The organism is Paraclostridium sordellii (assembly GCF_000953675.1).
GTDB lineage: Bacteria > Bacillota > Clostridia > Peptostreptococcales > Peptostreptococcaceae > Paraclostridium > Paraclostridium sordellii.
In genome coordinates this window covers 1366982-1381167 of record NZ_LN679998.1, presented here as the reverse complement: position 1 = coordinate 1381167, position 14186 = coordinate 1366982, and the positions used below count along the sequence as shown (strand labels likewise).

General features: G+C 25.0%; 13 protein-coding genes. 4 read left to right on the top strand and 9 right to left on the bottom strand.

Features of this window, described 5'->3' with window-relative positions:
- Positions 1–14: 14 nt before the first annotated feature.
- Together ATCC9714_RS06680 and ATCC9714_RS06675 are read right to left on the bottom strand one after the other, a co-directional pair.
- On the bottom strand, positions 15–1211 hold the full coding sequence (locus tag ATCC9714_RS06680; protein ID WP_054629735.1) for a S41 family peptidase: 1197 nt from the start codon (positions 1209–1211) through the stop codon (positions 15–17).
- Between the two features lie 148 nt (positions 1212–1359).
- Positions 1360–2130: a sugar phosphate isomerase/epimerase family protein gene (locus tag ATCC9714_RS06675; protein ID WP_057544810.1), complete on the bottom strand. Its 771-nt coding sequence runs from the start codon at positions 2128–2130 to the stop codon at positions 1360–1362.
- A gap of 139 nt (positions 2131–2269) precedes the next feature.
- Between ATCC9714_RS06675 and ATCC9714_RS06670 the strand changes: the two genes are divergently transcribed.
- Positions 2270–2593, top strand: a complete 324-nt coding sequence (locus tag ATCC9714_RS06670) for a hypothetical protein (RefSeq protein ID WP_021124165.1) — start codon at positions 2270–2272, stop codon at positions 2591–2593.
- Positions 2594–2725: 132 nt separating this feature from the next.
- Here the strand turns inward: ATCC9714_RS06670 and ATCC9714_RS06665 are convergent, their stop codons facing one another.
- On the bottom strand, positions 2726–3565 hold the full coding sequence (locus ATCC9714_RS06665; RefSeq protein ID WP_057544809.1) for a DegV family protein: 840 nt from the start codon (positions 3563–3565) through the stop codon (positions 2726–2728).
- A gap of 250 nt (positions 3566–3815) precedes the next feature.
- On the opposite strand from ATCC9714_RS06665, the gene ATCC9714_RS06660 reads away from it, so the two are divergent.
- Complete coding sequence (locus tag ATCC9714_RS06660) at positions 3816–4364, top strand: TetR/AcrR family transcriptional regulator (protein ID WP_057544808.1); 549 nt, start codon at positions 3816–3818, stop codon at positions 4362–4364.
- A 169-nt stretch (positions 4365–4533) separates the two neighbouring features.
- Positions 4534–4836 (top strand): hypothetical protein, encoded by a 303-nt coding sequence (locus ATCC9714_RS06655; protein ID WP_055331845.1) that lies wholly within the window; start codon positions 4534–4536, stop codon positions 4834–4836.
- An 88-nt stretch (positions 4837–4924) separates the two neighbouring features.
- Here ATCC9714_RS06655 and ATCC9714_RS06650 read toward each other — a convergent pair whose 3' ends face one another.
- The 3 genes from ATCC9714_RS06650 to ATCC9714_RS06640 all read right to left on the bottom strand — a co-directional run bounded on the left by ATCC9714_RS06650 (position 4925) and on the right by ATCC9714_RS06640 (position 8302).
- Positions 4925–7036 carry a DNA topoisomerase III gene (locus tag ATCC9714_RS06650; protein ID WP_057544807.1) on the bottom strand — a complete coding sequence of 704 codons (2112 nt, stop codon included), beginning with the start codon at positions 7034–7036 and terminating at the stop codon, positions 4925–4927.
- A gap of 51 nt (positions 7037–7087) precedes the next feature.
- A complete protein-coding gene (locus tag ATCC9714_RS06645) occupies positions 7088–7936 on the bottom strand; it encodes a L,D-transpeptidase family protein (RefSeq protein WP_021124157.1) in 849 nt (282 codons plus the stop codon).
- Between the two features lie 105 nt (positions 7937–8041).
- The gene (locus tag ATCC9714_RS06640) at positions 8042–8302 is read right to left on the bottom strand and encodes a hypothetical protein (RefSeq protein ID WP_021130052.1); all 261 of its coding nucleotides are present in this window, start codon (positions 8300–8302) and stop codon (positions 8042–8044) included.
- Between the two features lie 1217 nt (positions 8303–9519).
- On the opposite strand from ATCC9714_RS06640, the gene ATCC9714_RS06635 reads away from it, so the two are divergent.
- Positions 9520–9858 (top strand): phage holin family protein, encoded by a 339-nt coding sequence (locus ATCC9714_RS06635; RefSeq protein WP_021124156.1) that lies wholly within the window; start codon positions 9520–9522, stop codon positions 9856–9858.
- An 81-nt stretch (positions 9859–9939) separates the two neighbouring features.
- Here the strand turns inward: ATCC9714_RS06635 and ATCC9714_RS06630 are convergent, their stop codons facing one another.
- From ATCC9714_RS06630 to ATCC9714_RS06620, 3 genes are all read right to left on the bottom strand, one after another.
- Positions 9940–11016: a lysylphosphatidylglycerol synthase transmembrane domain-containing protein gene (locus ATCC9714_RS06630; protein WP_021130053.1), complete on the bottom strand. Its 1077-nt coding sequence runs from the start codon at positions 11014–11016 to the stop codon at positions 9940–9942.
- Positions 11017–11218: 202 nt separating this feature from the next.
- Complete coding sequence (locus ATCC9714_RS06625) at positions 11219–13747, bottom strand: FAD-dependent oxidoreductase (protein ID WP_057544806.1); 2529 nt, start codon at positions 13745–13747, stop codon at positions 11219–11221.
- A 177-nt stretch (positions 13748–13924) separates the two neighbouring features.
- Positions 13925–14125, bottom strand: a complete 201-nt coding sequence (locus tag ATCC9714_RS06620) for a hypothetical protein (RefSeq protein ID WP_021127173.1) — start codon at positions 14123–14125, stop codon at positions 13925–13927.
- Positions 14126–14186: the final 61 nt, after the last annotated feature.

Sequence of the window (14186 nt, the reverse complement as noted above, 5' to 3'; positions counted from 1 at the left end):
AATATTTTTATAGATTAGTTTTTGATGTTTTCAAGTTCTAATACTTTTTTTATACAATTATCATTTTCAAATTCTTTAGTTCTTTCATAATTTTTCATTTTAAAATCTGGTGAAGTTTTAAACTCTTCATCACATATTCCTTTTTCATTTAAGTACATTCCACTTGCCATTCTAACAATCAACCCAATATTTTTTAGTTTAAATAAAATAGGATCTAGTCCTCCACCATCTCCTCCAGTTGTTTGGCCGATTAGCTTTGCAAACTTAGTTTCTTTACAAAACATTGCAAATGTCTCGGATGACGAGTATACAGAGTTATCTATAAGTACATATATGTGTCCTTTAAATCTAGATTCCTTCTTAGATTTTATAGTATATGAGGTTTCTTCAAAATCACTAAATTTATTAAAAACTTCTTTAGGAGAATTTTGCTTCACATCATCAGGCAAATATTTTATAGGCTTTAATTTTAACTTTCTTATATTAGTATATCTTTTAACCAATTCACTATCACCTCTATAAACCCTATATCCAACTATTTTTGTATCTTTTTCAATAAGTTTAGAAACAACACCTTGCCAATAACTATCACTTCCCCCTTTATTTCCTCTTATATCTATAACTAAAGCTTTATGGTTATCTAAGCCATTTATATAATCACCTATCATTTTTAAATCTTTAGTTGTAGATCCATTTTTAGATGCCATTGATGGTAAATAAATATATCCAACCTCACCATCTTTTATATCCTTTAATATTAATTCTTTTTTCATAAAAATACCTTTTGGTATCTCTATTTTTTGTGTTATAGAATTATATCTATCTATAACATTTTTATCATCTAAAAAGTCATACCAATTATTTTTTGAATATGATTTTTTAAAAAGTTCATATCTGTTTTTATTATCTATTAATTCAGTATGTCTATTTTTTAAATCAGATATTATAGATGAAAGCTCTTCTATAAATTCATCATCATTTGTAGTTTTTTTAATTCTTTTTATGTATTCTTGTTTATTTTCTAGCCAATCTATATTGTCACTTCTTTTAATGACATCTAAATATGGATATCCGTTTTTTATATTTTCATAAACGCATTCAAAGTCTTCTATTTTTTCTATCTTAGATAATTGCCTATTTTCATTTAAACTACTTGAGCTTACAATAATAGTCGATATTAAAACTACGATTAATATTAATAACTTTTTCATAAAATTCACCTCCTATATACTATTTAATTCTATCCAATAAATTTTTTATAATTTCATTTTTAGATTCTTATTTTGTCAATAACCTTAAATATTATAATATAATACTAAATAAATAAAAAGCAGTGATTAAAATTTTAATCACTGCTTTTTATTTATTTAGTATCTCTCTTATTCTGGGAATTTCTTCTTTTGCATCCTCAATATTATACTCTAATGATATTATCGGTTTTATATTTACTTTTTCAATTATATGTTTAAACTTTACTAATTGATCATTTGTAGGCTTTGTATGAGAATCATCTTTGCCTTCATTAAAGTGTAGATGTACATATTTTATATAATCGTTTAATCCTAAAAACCAACTTTCTAAACTTTTATTAGAATATGCTAAAACATGACCTGTATCTAAGCAAATTTTTAATTTTGGTGAATTTACCTCTTTTATTATATAAAGTAACTCCTCATAACTATCTTCATATTCATTTTCTAAAAGTATAGTTATATCTAAATCATCAATTTCTTTAAGAAATTCTTTCCAAAATAATATCTGATTATTTATTTTTAGCTTTCTAATTTTATCTACACTTATTAATGGTGAAATTTGACTATGAAATATTACATACTTAGCTCCTATTTCCTTTGCAATATTAATAGATTGCATATATCTATATTTAGTTAACTCTATTACTTTTTTATCCGTACTTCCTGGATTTAAATCAAAAGAAGAACCATGTAATGATATTATATTATCAAAATTTCTAAGCTTAAATTTACACTCTTTTATAATATAACTATAATCTTCATCTAATATATTTTGTGGAAAACTTTGTATCTCAACTCCTACTTCTAATTTTCTTATTTCATCTATATTAACACTTTTTATGTCTCCTACTAACTTTACTAATTTTATATCCTTCATATATACCTCCGTGTATAATTTAGTTATCATAATCATTAGTTATATAAAATACTTATATATTAATAGTAAATTACCCTTTTTTATATAGGTTAAATCTATTCTAATATCTTAAGTCACACTAAATTAAGGAGGTTTTTTCTTGAAAAAAGCTTTTTCTGCCATCCTAACTTTATCTTTACTAATATTTTCAAATTACTTTCTAAGTAGTATCTTAAAAGTATCTTTTATTGATATGTCTTTAATAGTCGGAGTTTTATTTACTACCATTATTTGCTTTTTCTCAACAGAAGATAGTATATATAATCGTTTTTTAGACTATTGGACTGCTATTGCAATAGACAAGGAAACAACCAGGAATTATAATCTTAGATTTTTTAAAAGTATACCTTTTTTCATATCTATGATTTACACAATTTTAGCTTTAATTATAAGTATATATATTTATTGGGATTATTTCTTTTAAGTTATTTTATTAATGAGTTCATTTTTAATATATGGTTATAAAATCTAAACATTTTTACTTAAATTTAATTATGTAAACTTATTAAAAAATAAGAAAAATAGTATCTCTTAGAAATAGAGATACTATTTTCTTTTATAAAATACTTATTAATATAGCTCCTTTTGATGTATAAGTTCCCATAACTGAACCAACTTCACTAATAGTTATATCTTTAAAATCATATTGCTTTTCAAGCATATCTTTAACTTTTAAAGCCTTTTCTAAACAATTAGAATGCCCTATTGCTAAAACTCTCTTTTCTTTTTCATCAGCTCTTTTTAAAACATTATCGATAACTTTTTTTATAGAATTGTTATCTCCTCTTGCTTTATCAACAGGTTTTACTACCCCTTCTGAGACTTGTATTATAACTTTAAAGTTAAGAGCATTTATTATTTTACCTGCTATAGGATTTATTCTACCACCTTTTATAGCATTCTCTAAGGTTTCAAGAGATCCATAAAAAACAATATCTTTTTTTAACTTTTCAATTTCTTCTACTATTTCTTTTAACGTTTTTCCTTCTTCTACTAGCTGAGCAGCTTTTACTACTAAAAGCCCTTGACCCACTGAGCCACTCTCGCTGTCTATAATTTCTATACATTTATTTTTATTTTCTTCTAAAAACATGTTCTTTGCAAGTGTAGCTGTTGAGTATGTAGCAGATAATTTAGAAGTTATAGTAATTACTAAAACTTCATCTTCTTCACAGTTATAAGTATTTACGAATTTTTCAGGAGAAGGACAAGATGTCTTTGGAAGCTCTTTTTCTATTTCCATTCTTTCATAAAATGTATCATTATCCATTTCTCCATCAGTATATGTTTCATATCCAAAAGATACATTAAGGCCTACTACACCTATATTATATTTTTCAATTATATCTTTATTTAAGTCACATGAACTGTCTGTTATTATTTTTATTTTACTCATATACTCCCTCTCTTTGTATAAACATAATATCTATTTTATTTTTATCTCATGATTAATTATCAAATCAAATTTATCAGTCAGTCAGTCGACCGATATTTATTTTAATTGTACCTTCACTTTTGTAAAAAGTCAATAACTAAAAATTCTGTAAATTATTCAATTTTAATACTACCTTTGTTGACAACATTTTCTTATACGTTTATAATTGTTTTATCAAAAATAGCAAGTTTTTTTATGAAAGGTTGATTCTATGAAACCAAATAATATGAAAGAAAATATCTTATTAGCTGCAACTGAGTTAATTACTAAAAATGGAATAAAAAATACCAGTCTAGCAGATATTGCAAAGGCTGTGGATATAAGCAAAGGTACTTTATACTATCACTATTCTTCAAAAGACGATTTAATTTCAGATATAGCTAACATGCATCTAGAAGTTATAACTAGCTCCGTTTTAAACTGTGTCCAGGGTATTGATTCTGAAAATTCAAAAGATCAAATGATTAATCTTATATTAGATAAAATTTCTACAATAGAAAATCGTGGACGTATCCATATGTATATACTTTGTGAAGCAATCACAGGAAATGATAAATTAAAAGAACAAATTAAACTTAAATATATAGAGTGGCGCAATACTTTAAAATGCGAAATTATAAAAACTGGTACTCAAGATGCCGAAGCCCTATCATTTTTACTAGTATCAATAGTTGATGGATTAGTTATCCAAGGACTATTAAAAAATGAAAAAATACCATATGAAAGTATAGCAAACTTCTTGCTTTCCCATTGGTATTAATAAAAACCACAGATATAATTATCTGTGGCATTTATTTTTTAATATTAGATAAATAGGATAAAATATAAATACTTTATATATTTTAAATCCATCTGATATTAAATTATAATTTTAGCCAATACATTAATATAAATATTATAATATAAAACATAAAAAAGGAGTGACAACTATGAATAATATAAACTTTTTATATGTGTTCTTTGGTATAGCAGCATTTATATTTGGATTTATTCAAGTAAAATTTAGTAATTATGTCTTTAAAGAAGAGTACTTTGAAAGATTATCAAAAAGGCTTGGTAAAATAGACAGAAAAAAAACCATCCACTTTGAAGCCTTGACTATTGTATTAATGGGTGTAGTTTTCTTAATAGGTGGAATTTTAAACTTATCAGTCAATAATCTGATAATAGGTATAGGAGTAATAGCTATACTATATGCATTACTTAGAAAAAACTATATAACTAAAAATTAAAAAATAGTTTTATAAAATTAAAGAGATAAGTATATATGTTAATTAATAATATAATTTAAATATATACTCATCTCTCTTTTTCAATATCTTACTTTTTCAATTTCGCTAAAGCTTCAGCAAAAGGATTATTAAAAGTTTCTTCTTTTTTATTTTGGGTTTTTAAATATTTATTTATATCTCTTTTAGAGGCCTTATTACTTTCCTCTTTCTTTCTTTTATTAAAGCTACTTAGCTTCTCACGATGCCCACAACTACAAACAAACGTCTTTCCTTCTCCTTCGCCACGAAGTTCTAATCTCTTATGGCAAACTGGACATCTAGCATTAGTGGTTTGTGAAATTGTCTTTCTAGTATTACAATCTCTATCTTGGCAAACTAACATTTTTCCCCTTTTACCATTCACTTCTAGCATATACTTACCACACTCTGGACACTTATTTTTAGTTAAGTTATCATGTTTAAATGTAGCATCACTGCCTTTAATATCTTTTACAATATCTTTTGTATAATTTTTCATCTCATTTACAAATACATCTTTTTTCAGCTTTCCATTTGATATATCATTAAGTTTTCTTTCCCAAGAAGCAGTAAGTTCTGGTGATTTTAACTCACTAGGAACTAAATCTAATAGCTGTCTTCCTTTAGAAGTTATAAATATATCCTTACCTCTTTTTTCAACTAAAAAAGAATTGAATATCTTCTCAATTATATCTGCACGAGTTGCAACAGTTCCTAATCCATCCTTTTCCATTTGAGCAAGTAATGTTGCTTCATTTAAAGGTTTTGGAGGCTGAGTTTTTCCACTTGTCATAATAGCCCTACTTATCTTTAATATATCACCTTTATTTAAATTAGGAAGTTTTTGTTCTTTATCATCATCTTCATCAAAATTAGTATAATTTTCTTTCCAGCCAAGCTTTATAATTTTTTTGCCTTTGGCAATAAATACTTCATCTTCTATAATTGCTTTAATAGATGTTTGCTCATATTCAAAAGGTTCACTTAGAACACTTAAAAACCTTTTAACAACTAAATCATATATTTTTCTTTCTTTATCACTTAAATCTCCTAAAAACACTCTTTCTTCAGTAGGTATTATAGCATGATGATCAGTAACTTTTGAGTTGTCAACAAAAGATTTATTTCCCTTTATATTTCCTTTTAATATTTTTGTACAAACCCTAGTATAATCACTTACATTACAAGCTTTTACCCTATCTTTTAATGTATCTACTATATCAGTACTTATATACTTAGAATCTGTTCTAGGATAAGTAAGAACCTTATGATGTTCATATAACTTTTGCATTATTGATAAAGTTTCTTTTGCTGAAAAATTAAATATTTTATTTGCATCTCTTTGAAGTTCTGTTAAGTCATACAATCCTGGTGAATATTTTTTCTTATAAGATTTATTGACGTCTACTATATGTGCATTTTTATTTTCTACTCTAGCTAATATTTTTTCTATTTTTTCTTTATCAAAACTATTTTGACTATTAGTTTTACTATCTACCCAAGCTAATTTAAACATAGGAGCTTGTAATTCTATACCATAAAACTCTTTTGGTTTAAAGTTTTGAATTTCTAGTTCTCTTTTATAAATCATATTCACAGCAGGTGTTTGAACTCTACCACAAGAAAGTTGAGCATTGTATTTTGTAGTAAGTGCACGCGTGGCATTTATGCCTACTAGCCAATCAGCTTCAGCTCTTGCAAGTGCTGAACTATATAAATTTTCATACTCTTTTCCATCCTTTAATTTATTAAACCCTTCTTTTATAGCCTTATCTGTACTTGATGATATCCATAAACGCTTTATAGGCTTTTTAACTTGTGCTTTATCTATTATCCATCTAGCAACAAGCTCTCCTTCTCTACCAGCATCTGTTGCTATAACAATTTGTTCTACATCATTTCTATTAAGCTGTGCCTTTACTGTGTTAAATTGTTTCGATGTTTTTTTAATTACTATAGTTTTTAAATATTTAGGAAGTATTGGCAAATCATTTATATCCCAATTTTTATATTTATTTGAATAGATTTCTGTTTCAGCAAGTGTAACTAAATGCCCAAGTGCCCAAGTTACTATATAATTACTTCCTTCTATATATCCATTTTTTTCTTGTTTACAATTTAAAACTCTAGCTAAATCCCTTCCTACAGAAGGCTTTTCAGCTAATACTAGTGTTTTTCCCATTATTTTTTATTTCCTTTCATAACTCTTTCTTATATAATACCATAATTTTCATCAATGTATAACTACAGTAGTAGTATCTAGTATATTATCATAAATCCACTTAGCATTATCTAAGCTTAATCTTATACATCCATGACTTAATGCTTCTCCTAATCTGCCATCTATAACATAACTTCCTGTTGAATCATAAAGTATAGAATGATAATAGTATCCATCTTTTATTCTTGTTGCATACTTAACCATATATTCATCAGTTCCAAATGAAGGTTTTCTGCCAGATATATAAAAAATACCTGTTATGGTCGGAGTGCTTGGCTTTCCTACTGTGCTTTTCCATTTATATATATTTTCCCAAATATTGTTATTCTTCTTAAATACATAAGTATATTTATTTTTTAAATCTGTCACTAGTAAATAATCTGTTGTACTCTTTATGTTATTTTCATTAACAAATCTTGTTATATCGTCATAAAAATAAGTATAATCTAACATACCAGGTTTATTTCCATCATCAGATAAAAAATAATTAAAAACATAGCCAGATAAGTCACTGTAAATTATCTTACTCCAGTCTCCAAGATTTTCAATAACTTCTACCTTACTTTTTTTAGGAATTATTAAAATAGAATTTGACTCAGTTGATGGTCTTTCCCTTAAGTTTAAGTTACTCCATGTATACTTGCTTATAGATAGAAGTTCATTGTGTATATATCCTACATCAAAGTTATATTTAATTTTGCTCCATTCATCATAAGCTTCTATAAGTTCTACCTTTGATAATTTAGGTATAACAGTTAAAATTTCAGAACTGATTGAGCTTTCTTTTCTCAAATTAGAATTAGCAATTGTATATTTATAATTTGGTAACATATCTATTTGTATAAATTTTTTATCTATCATTTAATATTAACACTTCCTTGTTATATAATTTATAATCTATTATATGAACACAGACAAAAAAGGCTTATATACTTTTAAATATTTAAAAATATATAAGCCCTTTTCTTATAATTTTTTTTCTAATTCTTTTATTTTTTTCTCAATTTCTTTTATTCTTGCTTTTAACTCATAACATTTGTTATCTACCTTCATTGCTGAAGTATAATTCATTTCATTACTATGATATTGTCTCCATAGTTCTTCATACTTGTTATGATGCTTATCAAATTCTTTTTCTAAACACTCTTTTTCTAATTTTAACTCATTTATCTCATCTTTAATTTTTTTCTTACTTCCTTTGAAAAAATCTAAAAAAAACATAGCCATATATCCCTTCTATTTATGATTAAGTTTTTAATTTTAATATTCTTGATAACCTTTACCCACATTTTCATTATATGAGTACCATATTTAATATTATACCTTTTTTTTGCATAATATTACAAGGAATTTAATTTTTTGATTATTTTATTAAATTTTTCTAGTTATACTTAAATTTGTATTTAATTCTAGGTAATCTTCCATCTTTAGAATATCTCTCTTTTTTTTGTTTAATTTTCACAATTTATTTCAATTATATATCCATAACTCATTATATTTCATCTGTAAATACTAATACTTTATCAAAATATATAATAATTAACCACTTATAAAATTTTTAAATATTAGAAATCTATATATCTATACTTTATATCATAATTTATATATGTTATTAGTTTATTTCTATATATACTAATATTAAATAAAATTGATATTGTTATAAATATAGTTAATCTAACTATATTATAAATTGTAATATAACTAACATTAATAGTATTATAGATATCCTTATAAAAAATACTCTTATACTGTATAATTTCTCCTCTTCATATCTTTCATTATTTATTACACTATAAACTATATCAAGGATACCTTAATTATTCCTTAATAATATTTTAATTTATTAAGCTCAATTTAGGGTATATTATATTTATAAAATCTATAAAAAGGAAGTGGTTTTATGATTATAAATATTAGTAATCCTGCTAAAGATGAGTTAAATAAGATGTTTAATGAGTATAAGCTTAGCAATAAAATTTTCCGTGTTTATATAAAAGAATTAAGCGCTTGATACGGTCCAATCTTTAGTTTAGCTCTGGATGAGCCTACAGAAAAAGATACCGTATTTGATTGTGATGATTTTAAAATTATCATTAATAATGATTTATGTGATAAAATAAGTGTTATTAATATATACTATAAATCAGCTTTATCTAGTGATATTTTTAGAGTTTCAACCGATTTAATTTGGAAAGAAGAATATTATGGATTACCTTGGACTAAACCCTGGTAATTTATAAAAACTTACTCAATATTTATAAATTTTATGCACTAAATACTAGTTTAATTTATATCAAATTTGTAACCTTAAAATTTTAAAGTGTAATTTTACTTTTTTTGGGAATATATTAATATATATTTAATGAAGAAATAATTTATATACTTATGGTAATCATATCAAAAATATCTTTTGATATGATTAAATTCGAAAGGAGTTTTTAATAATGAAAAAAATATCTTTATTCATAGTGGTTAATGCTATATCCTTATACTTAGTATCATTACTAATGAGTAGTGTTCAAATTAGTTCATTTGGGTCTTTAATTGTATTAACAATTATATTTGGAGTTTTAAATTTAACTATTAAACCTATACTTCAATTTTTCTCTTTACCAATAACATTTTTAACTTTAGGTTTATTTTCTTTAATTATAAATGCAATTGTTTTAAAATTAGCCTTTAGTTTAGTTCCTGGTGTTTATTTATATGGATTTTTAAGTGCTATAGGAGCTTCTATACTACTTTCTGTAGCAAATACTATTATATATAATGTATTAGACTAATAAAAAGCATATAGACTAATTTTATACGGATATAAAAAAAACAATTAACTTATATAAGTTAATTGTTTTTTTTATATTTTATTAAACTACATATTCTTTACTTTCGTTTTTAATATTTTCTTTAACCTTTTCAACTTTCTTTTTCATAGTGTGATGAGTTATCATAGTAAATATTCCACTACCTACTAATACTGCATAATATACAAATCCTCCATATAAGAATACTGCATAGCCCATAAGTGGCTTAGGAAATACGCTTTTAAATATAGCAAAGAATGCTAACTCGCTTGCTCCAGCATTTCCAGGAGTTGGTATTGGAGATATGGCCATATATAAAAACGCTTGTAAAGTTAACATATGAACATATGTGTGTCCAGTTAAATTAAATGCTTTATATATCCAAAATGAAATACTAAAATAAACACTTAATTGAATTACTGTTATAATTGTAGTTAAAAATAATGCTTTTTTATTTTTTATAAATAAATTAACAGAAGTACTGTATTCATCTGCAAAATTTTCTATTTTATCTATTTTAGTTTCTAAAAACTTAAATAATTTAAATTTAGCTAAACGCTTTATTACAAATTTAGTAGCAACCTTTACTTTTTCTGGATTATATATAACTAACATTGACATAATTAAAGTAAACGCATTTATAGCTATCCCAATTAAAATTAATGGCATAATCCCTCTTAATTCTTTTAATATTGTTGTATTTAATAATACTAATATTGAACAGTAAACAGTAACTACGACTTGATATATTATAGATTTGTTCATGATAACCGCTGTGGCTTTACTTGCAGGCATCTTACATTTATTTAGAACATAAATTTGCATTGGTTGGCTACCTGATGCAAAAGGTGTTATTAGATTATAATAAAATCCCATAGTTGCTAACTTAAACCCTATAAATCTTGTTTGAACTTTGTGTATACTATCTATCACTATTTTTAAAACTAAACCTTCAAGTAGCATATGAGCTATTACTGCACACATACCTAAAAATATAAATTTTTTATCTACCATTTTTACAACTTTTCCAAGCATGTTTATATCTAAAGTTTTATAAACTAAATAACTTGTTATTCCTAATATAAATACTAAGAAACTATATTGTATTATGTTTTTATTTAAAAACTTCTTTGTCTCCATAGACAACCTCCATCCCTATAATTGTCAAATGATTATTCGATTTTTTAAATATTTTTTATCTGATTCTCTTATTATACAATATATTTATGGTTTATAGTATTACATATTTCTTACTTTTTTGTAATAATAAAAAAACTACTCTAAAAGAATAGTCTTTAATTTAAATTTCAACTCAGTTCTTTTAAAGTAGTTTATATATTTTTTATAATAAATTGCTATTTATTACTTCACTTATATTTGCCTTTTCTAAAATCAAGCTTATAGTTTTTACATTTGAACTTAAATCATTTATAAATATTGCTCCAGTTAAAATATCATCTTTAAAGAATAATTTTTTATATTTATTATCATTATTTAAACTTATACATCCATTTGAATTCTTTATATCTCCAATGCTGAATACTTTTGTGTCAAATACATCAAGCATTACAGAATAATTTTCAACTTTAAACGAAGTATTATCTCCACATGCATTAGCTCCTGCTACTTTACCCATGTCTATTGCTGCTGGCCATATTGCCCAAACCATTGAATCAATTTCAGCAACATCTCCACATGCATATATATCATTTACTGAAGTTTTCATATTTTTATCTACTATTATACCCTTATCTATCTTTATATTTGTTTCTTTTGTAATGCTTGTGTTTGATCTAACTCCTATTGAGAAAAGAACCATATCTGCATCTAAATAACTTCCATCTTTAAATATTACTTTAGTTACTTTTTCTTCTCCTTCTATACTTTCTAAAAACGTATTTGTCATTAAATTTAATCCATTTTCTTTAAGTATATTCTCTAGTATTAAACTTCCATCTTTATCTAATTGTTTAGATAGTAAGTTTGGCATAGCCTCTATAACTGTAACATCTTTTTGTGCTAATTTCATTTCATAAGCAGCTTCTAATCCTAAAAGTCCTCCACCTATTACTACTATTTTATTAGCATTATTTAAATTATTTTTAATTTTTTCTAAGTCAGATTTATTTCTTAAAGTATATACACCATCTAAATCATGACCTTTTATAGGTGGTATAAAGTTAGAACTACCATTAGCTAGTATCAATTTATCATAGCTAACTTCAGTATTATTATCTAAGTTAACTTTTTTAGAATTTTCATTTATTTTATTTACAGTTACTCCAAGAATTACATCTATATTATTTTCATTATACCAACTTTTATCAACTACATAAAAATCCTTGTCTTTAACTTCTTCATTTATAAAATCAGATAATGCAGGTCTAAAATAAGTTAGCTCATCTTCATTAGATATCATTGTTATTTTAGCTGTATTATTTCTCTTTCTTATCGCATCTGCTGCATAAAACCCTGCTGCTCCATTCCCAACTATAACAAAACTTTCATTTGTATCATTTTTATAAGATATTTCTTCTTCTATAACTTCTATAAATTGGTCATGCTTTGCTCCACATACAGGACAAACATCAGGAGCTTCATCACCTTCGAATACTTCATTACAAATTACACATTTCCATTTTTTACTACCTTCTTTTTTAGTATAAGCATCTATAGTTTTCTCAACAAACTTTTTACCTAAAAGCTGAGCTTCATATAAATCTTTTTCACTTGGTTTAAAGTTTACAACTAATGGTTCTATAGTTTTCATACGAAGCTGTCTTAACCTATCCATAACATTTGGAATTCCTTCTCCACTCCATCCATAAGATCCAAAAGCTGCTGCTAATTTTGTACCATGTACTATAGGATTTAAATTAACCAATATATCCCATATAGGTTTTAATGCATCTCCATTTATTGTAGGTGTTCCAAATAATACACCTTGTGAATATGTTATAGAATTTAAAATCTCTGCAATATCATGATGTATAACATCATACATTTTTACATCGTAATCACTATGCTCCTCTATTCCTTTTTTAATATTTTGAGCTAATTCTTCCGTGTAACCATATGCACTTACATAACAAATAGTTATATCTTTTCTTGGTATTACAATTTCTTCTTTACTCCATTTTTCATATATATCTACAATTTCTCTTGGATTTTCAACTAATACTGGTCCATGTCCTGGGCATATAATATCTAGTTTTAAAGCTCTAATTTTATCTATAGCTTTTAATACATATGGTTTAAATGGCCCCATTATACACTCATAATAATATCTTAAAGCTTCCATGTAATGATCTTTATTTTCTATTTTAGTATTTATTATTCCTTCACAACTATAATGACTACCAAATGAATCACAAGTAACTAATACTTCATCTTCTTTTATATATGTGTATATAGTATCTGGCCAGTGAAGCAGTGGAACAGAATAAAACTTTAATGTTTTATTGCCAATTTTTAGTTCATCATTATCTTCTACTTTTATATAATTAAAATCACAGTTGACTATTTCCTTTAAATAATTTATTGCATTTTGGGATGCTATAACCTTTGCCTTTGGAGATAATTTTAATATTCGTTCAACACTTCCTGCATGATCTGGTTCAGTATGACTAACTACTATATAATCTATTTTCTCTAAATCTATATTTAAACTTTCAAGTCTAGCTAAATAACTGTCAAAATGCTTAGCTTTAACTGTCTCAAATAATATCGTTTTCTCATTAGCTTTTAAAACGTATGAATTATATGTCGTTCCATACGGTGTATACATTATTATGTCAAACACTCTTAAACTTGGATCAAGCGATCCCACCCAATATAAATCTTTTTTTAATTCAAGTGATTTTAATTCCATATATACCCTCCTAATATTTTTATAAGTTTTTGTTTATTTATTATTTAACTTATGTTTGATATATACCTTTTATTTTTTAAAATAAACACTTTTTTATATTTTTATTTAAATAATAAATATAAAAATAATAAAGGGTTATTCCATGGATAAAATCCATAAAATAACCCTTTATTATTTTTATATTTCTGTTTTTGATCTAACCGCATTTATTATTCTTATAACATCTTCTTTAAATATATCTACATCATCAAAACACACTCTATCACCTACAGTATCATCCATAAGATGCTCCATTTCATCTAGCTCCTCTTTGGATAATGTCTTGTAGTAGGCTTCTAATTCCATTAAATACTTTTTATATTCTTCTTGTGTTGTCATATGTACACACCTCTTTAAAATTTATTTAAATAAATTATACAACTTTTAAGTATACATATGT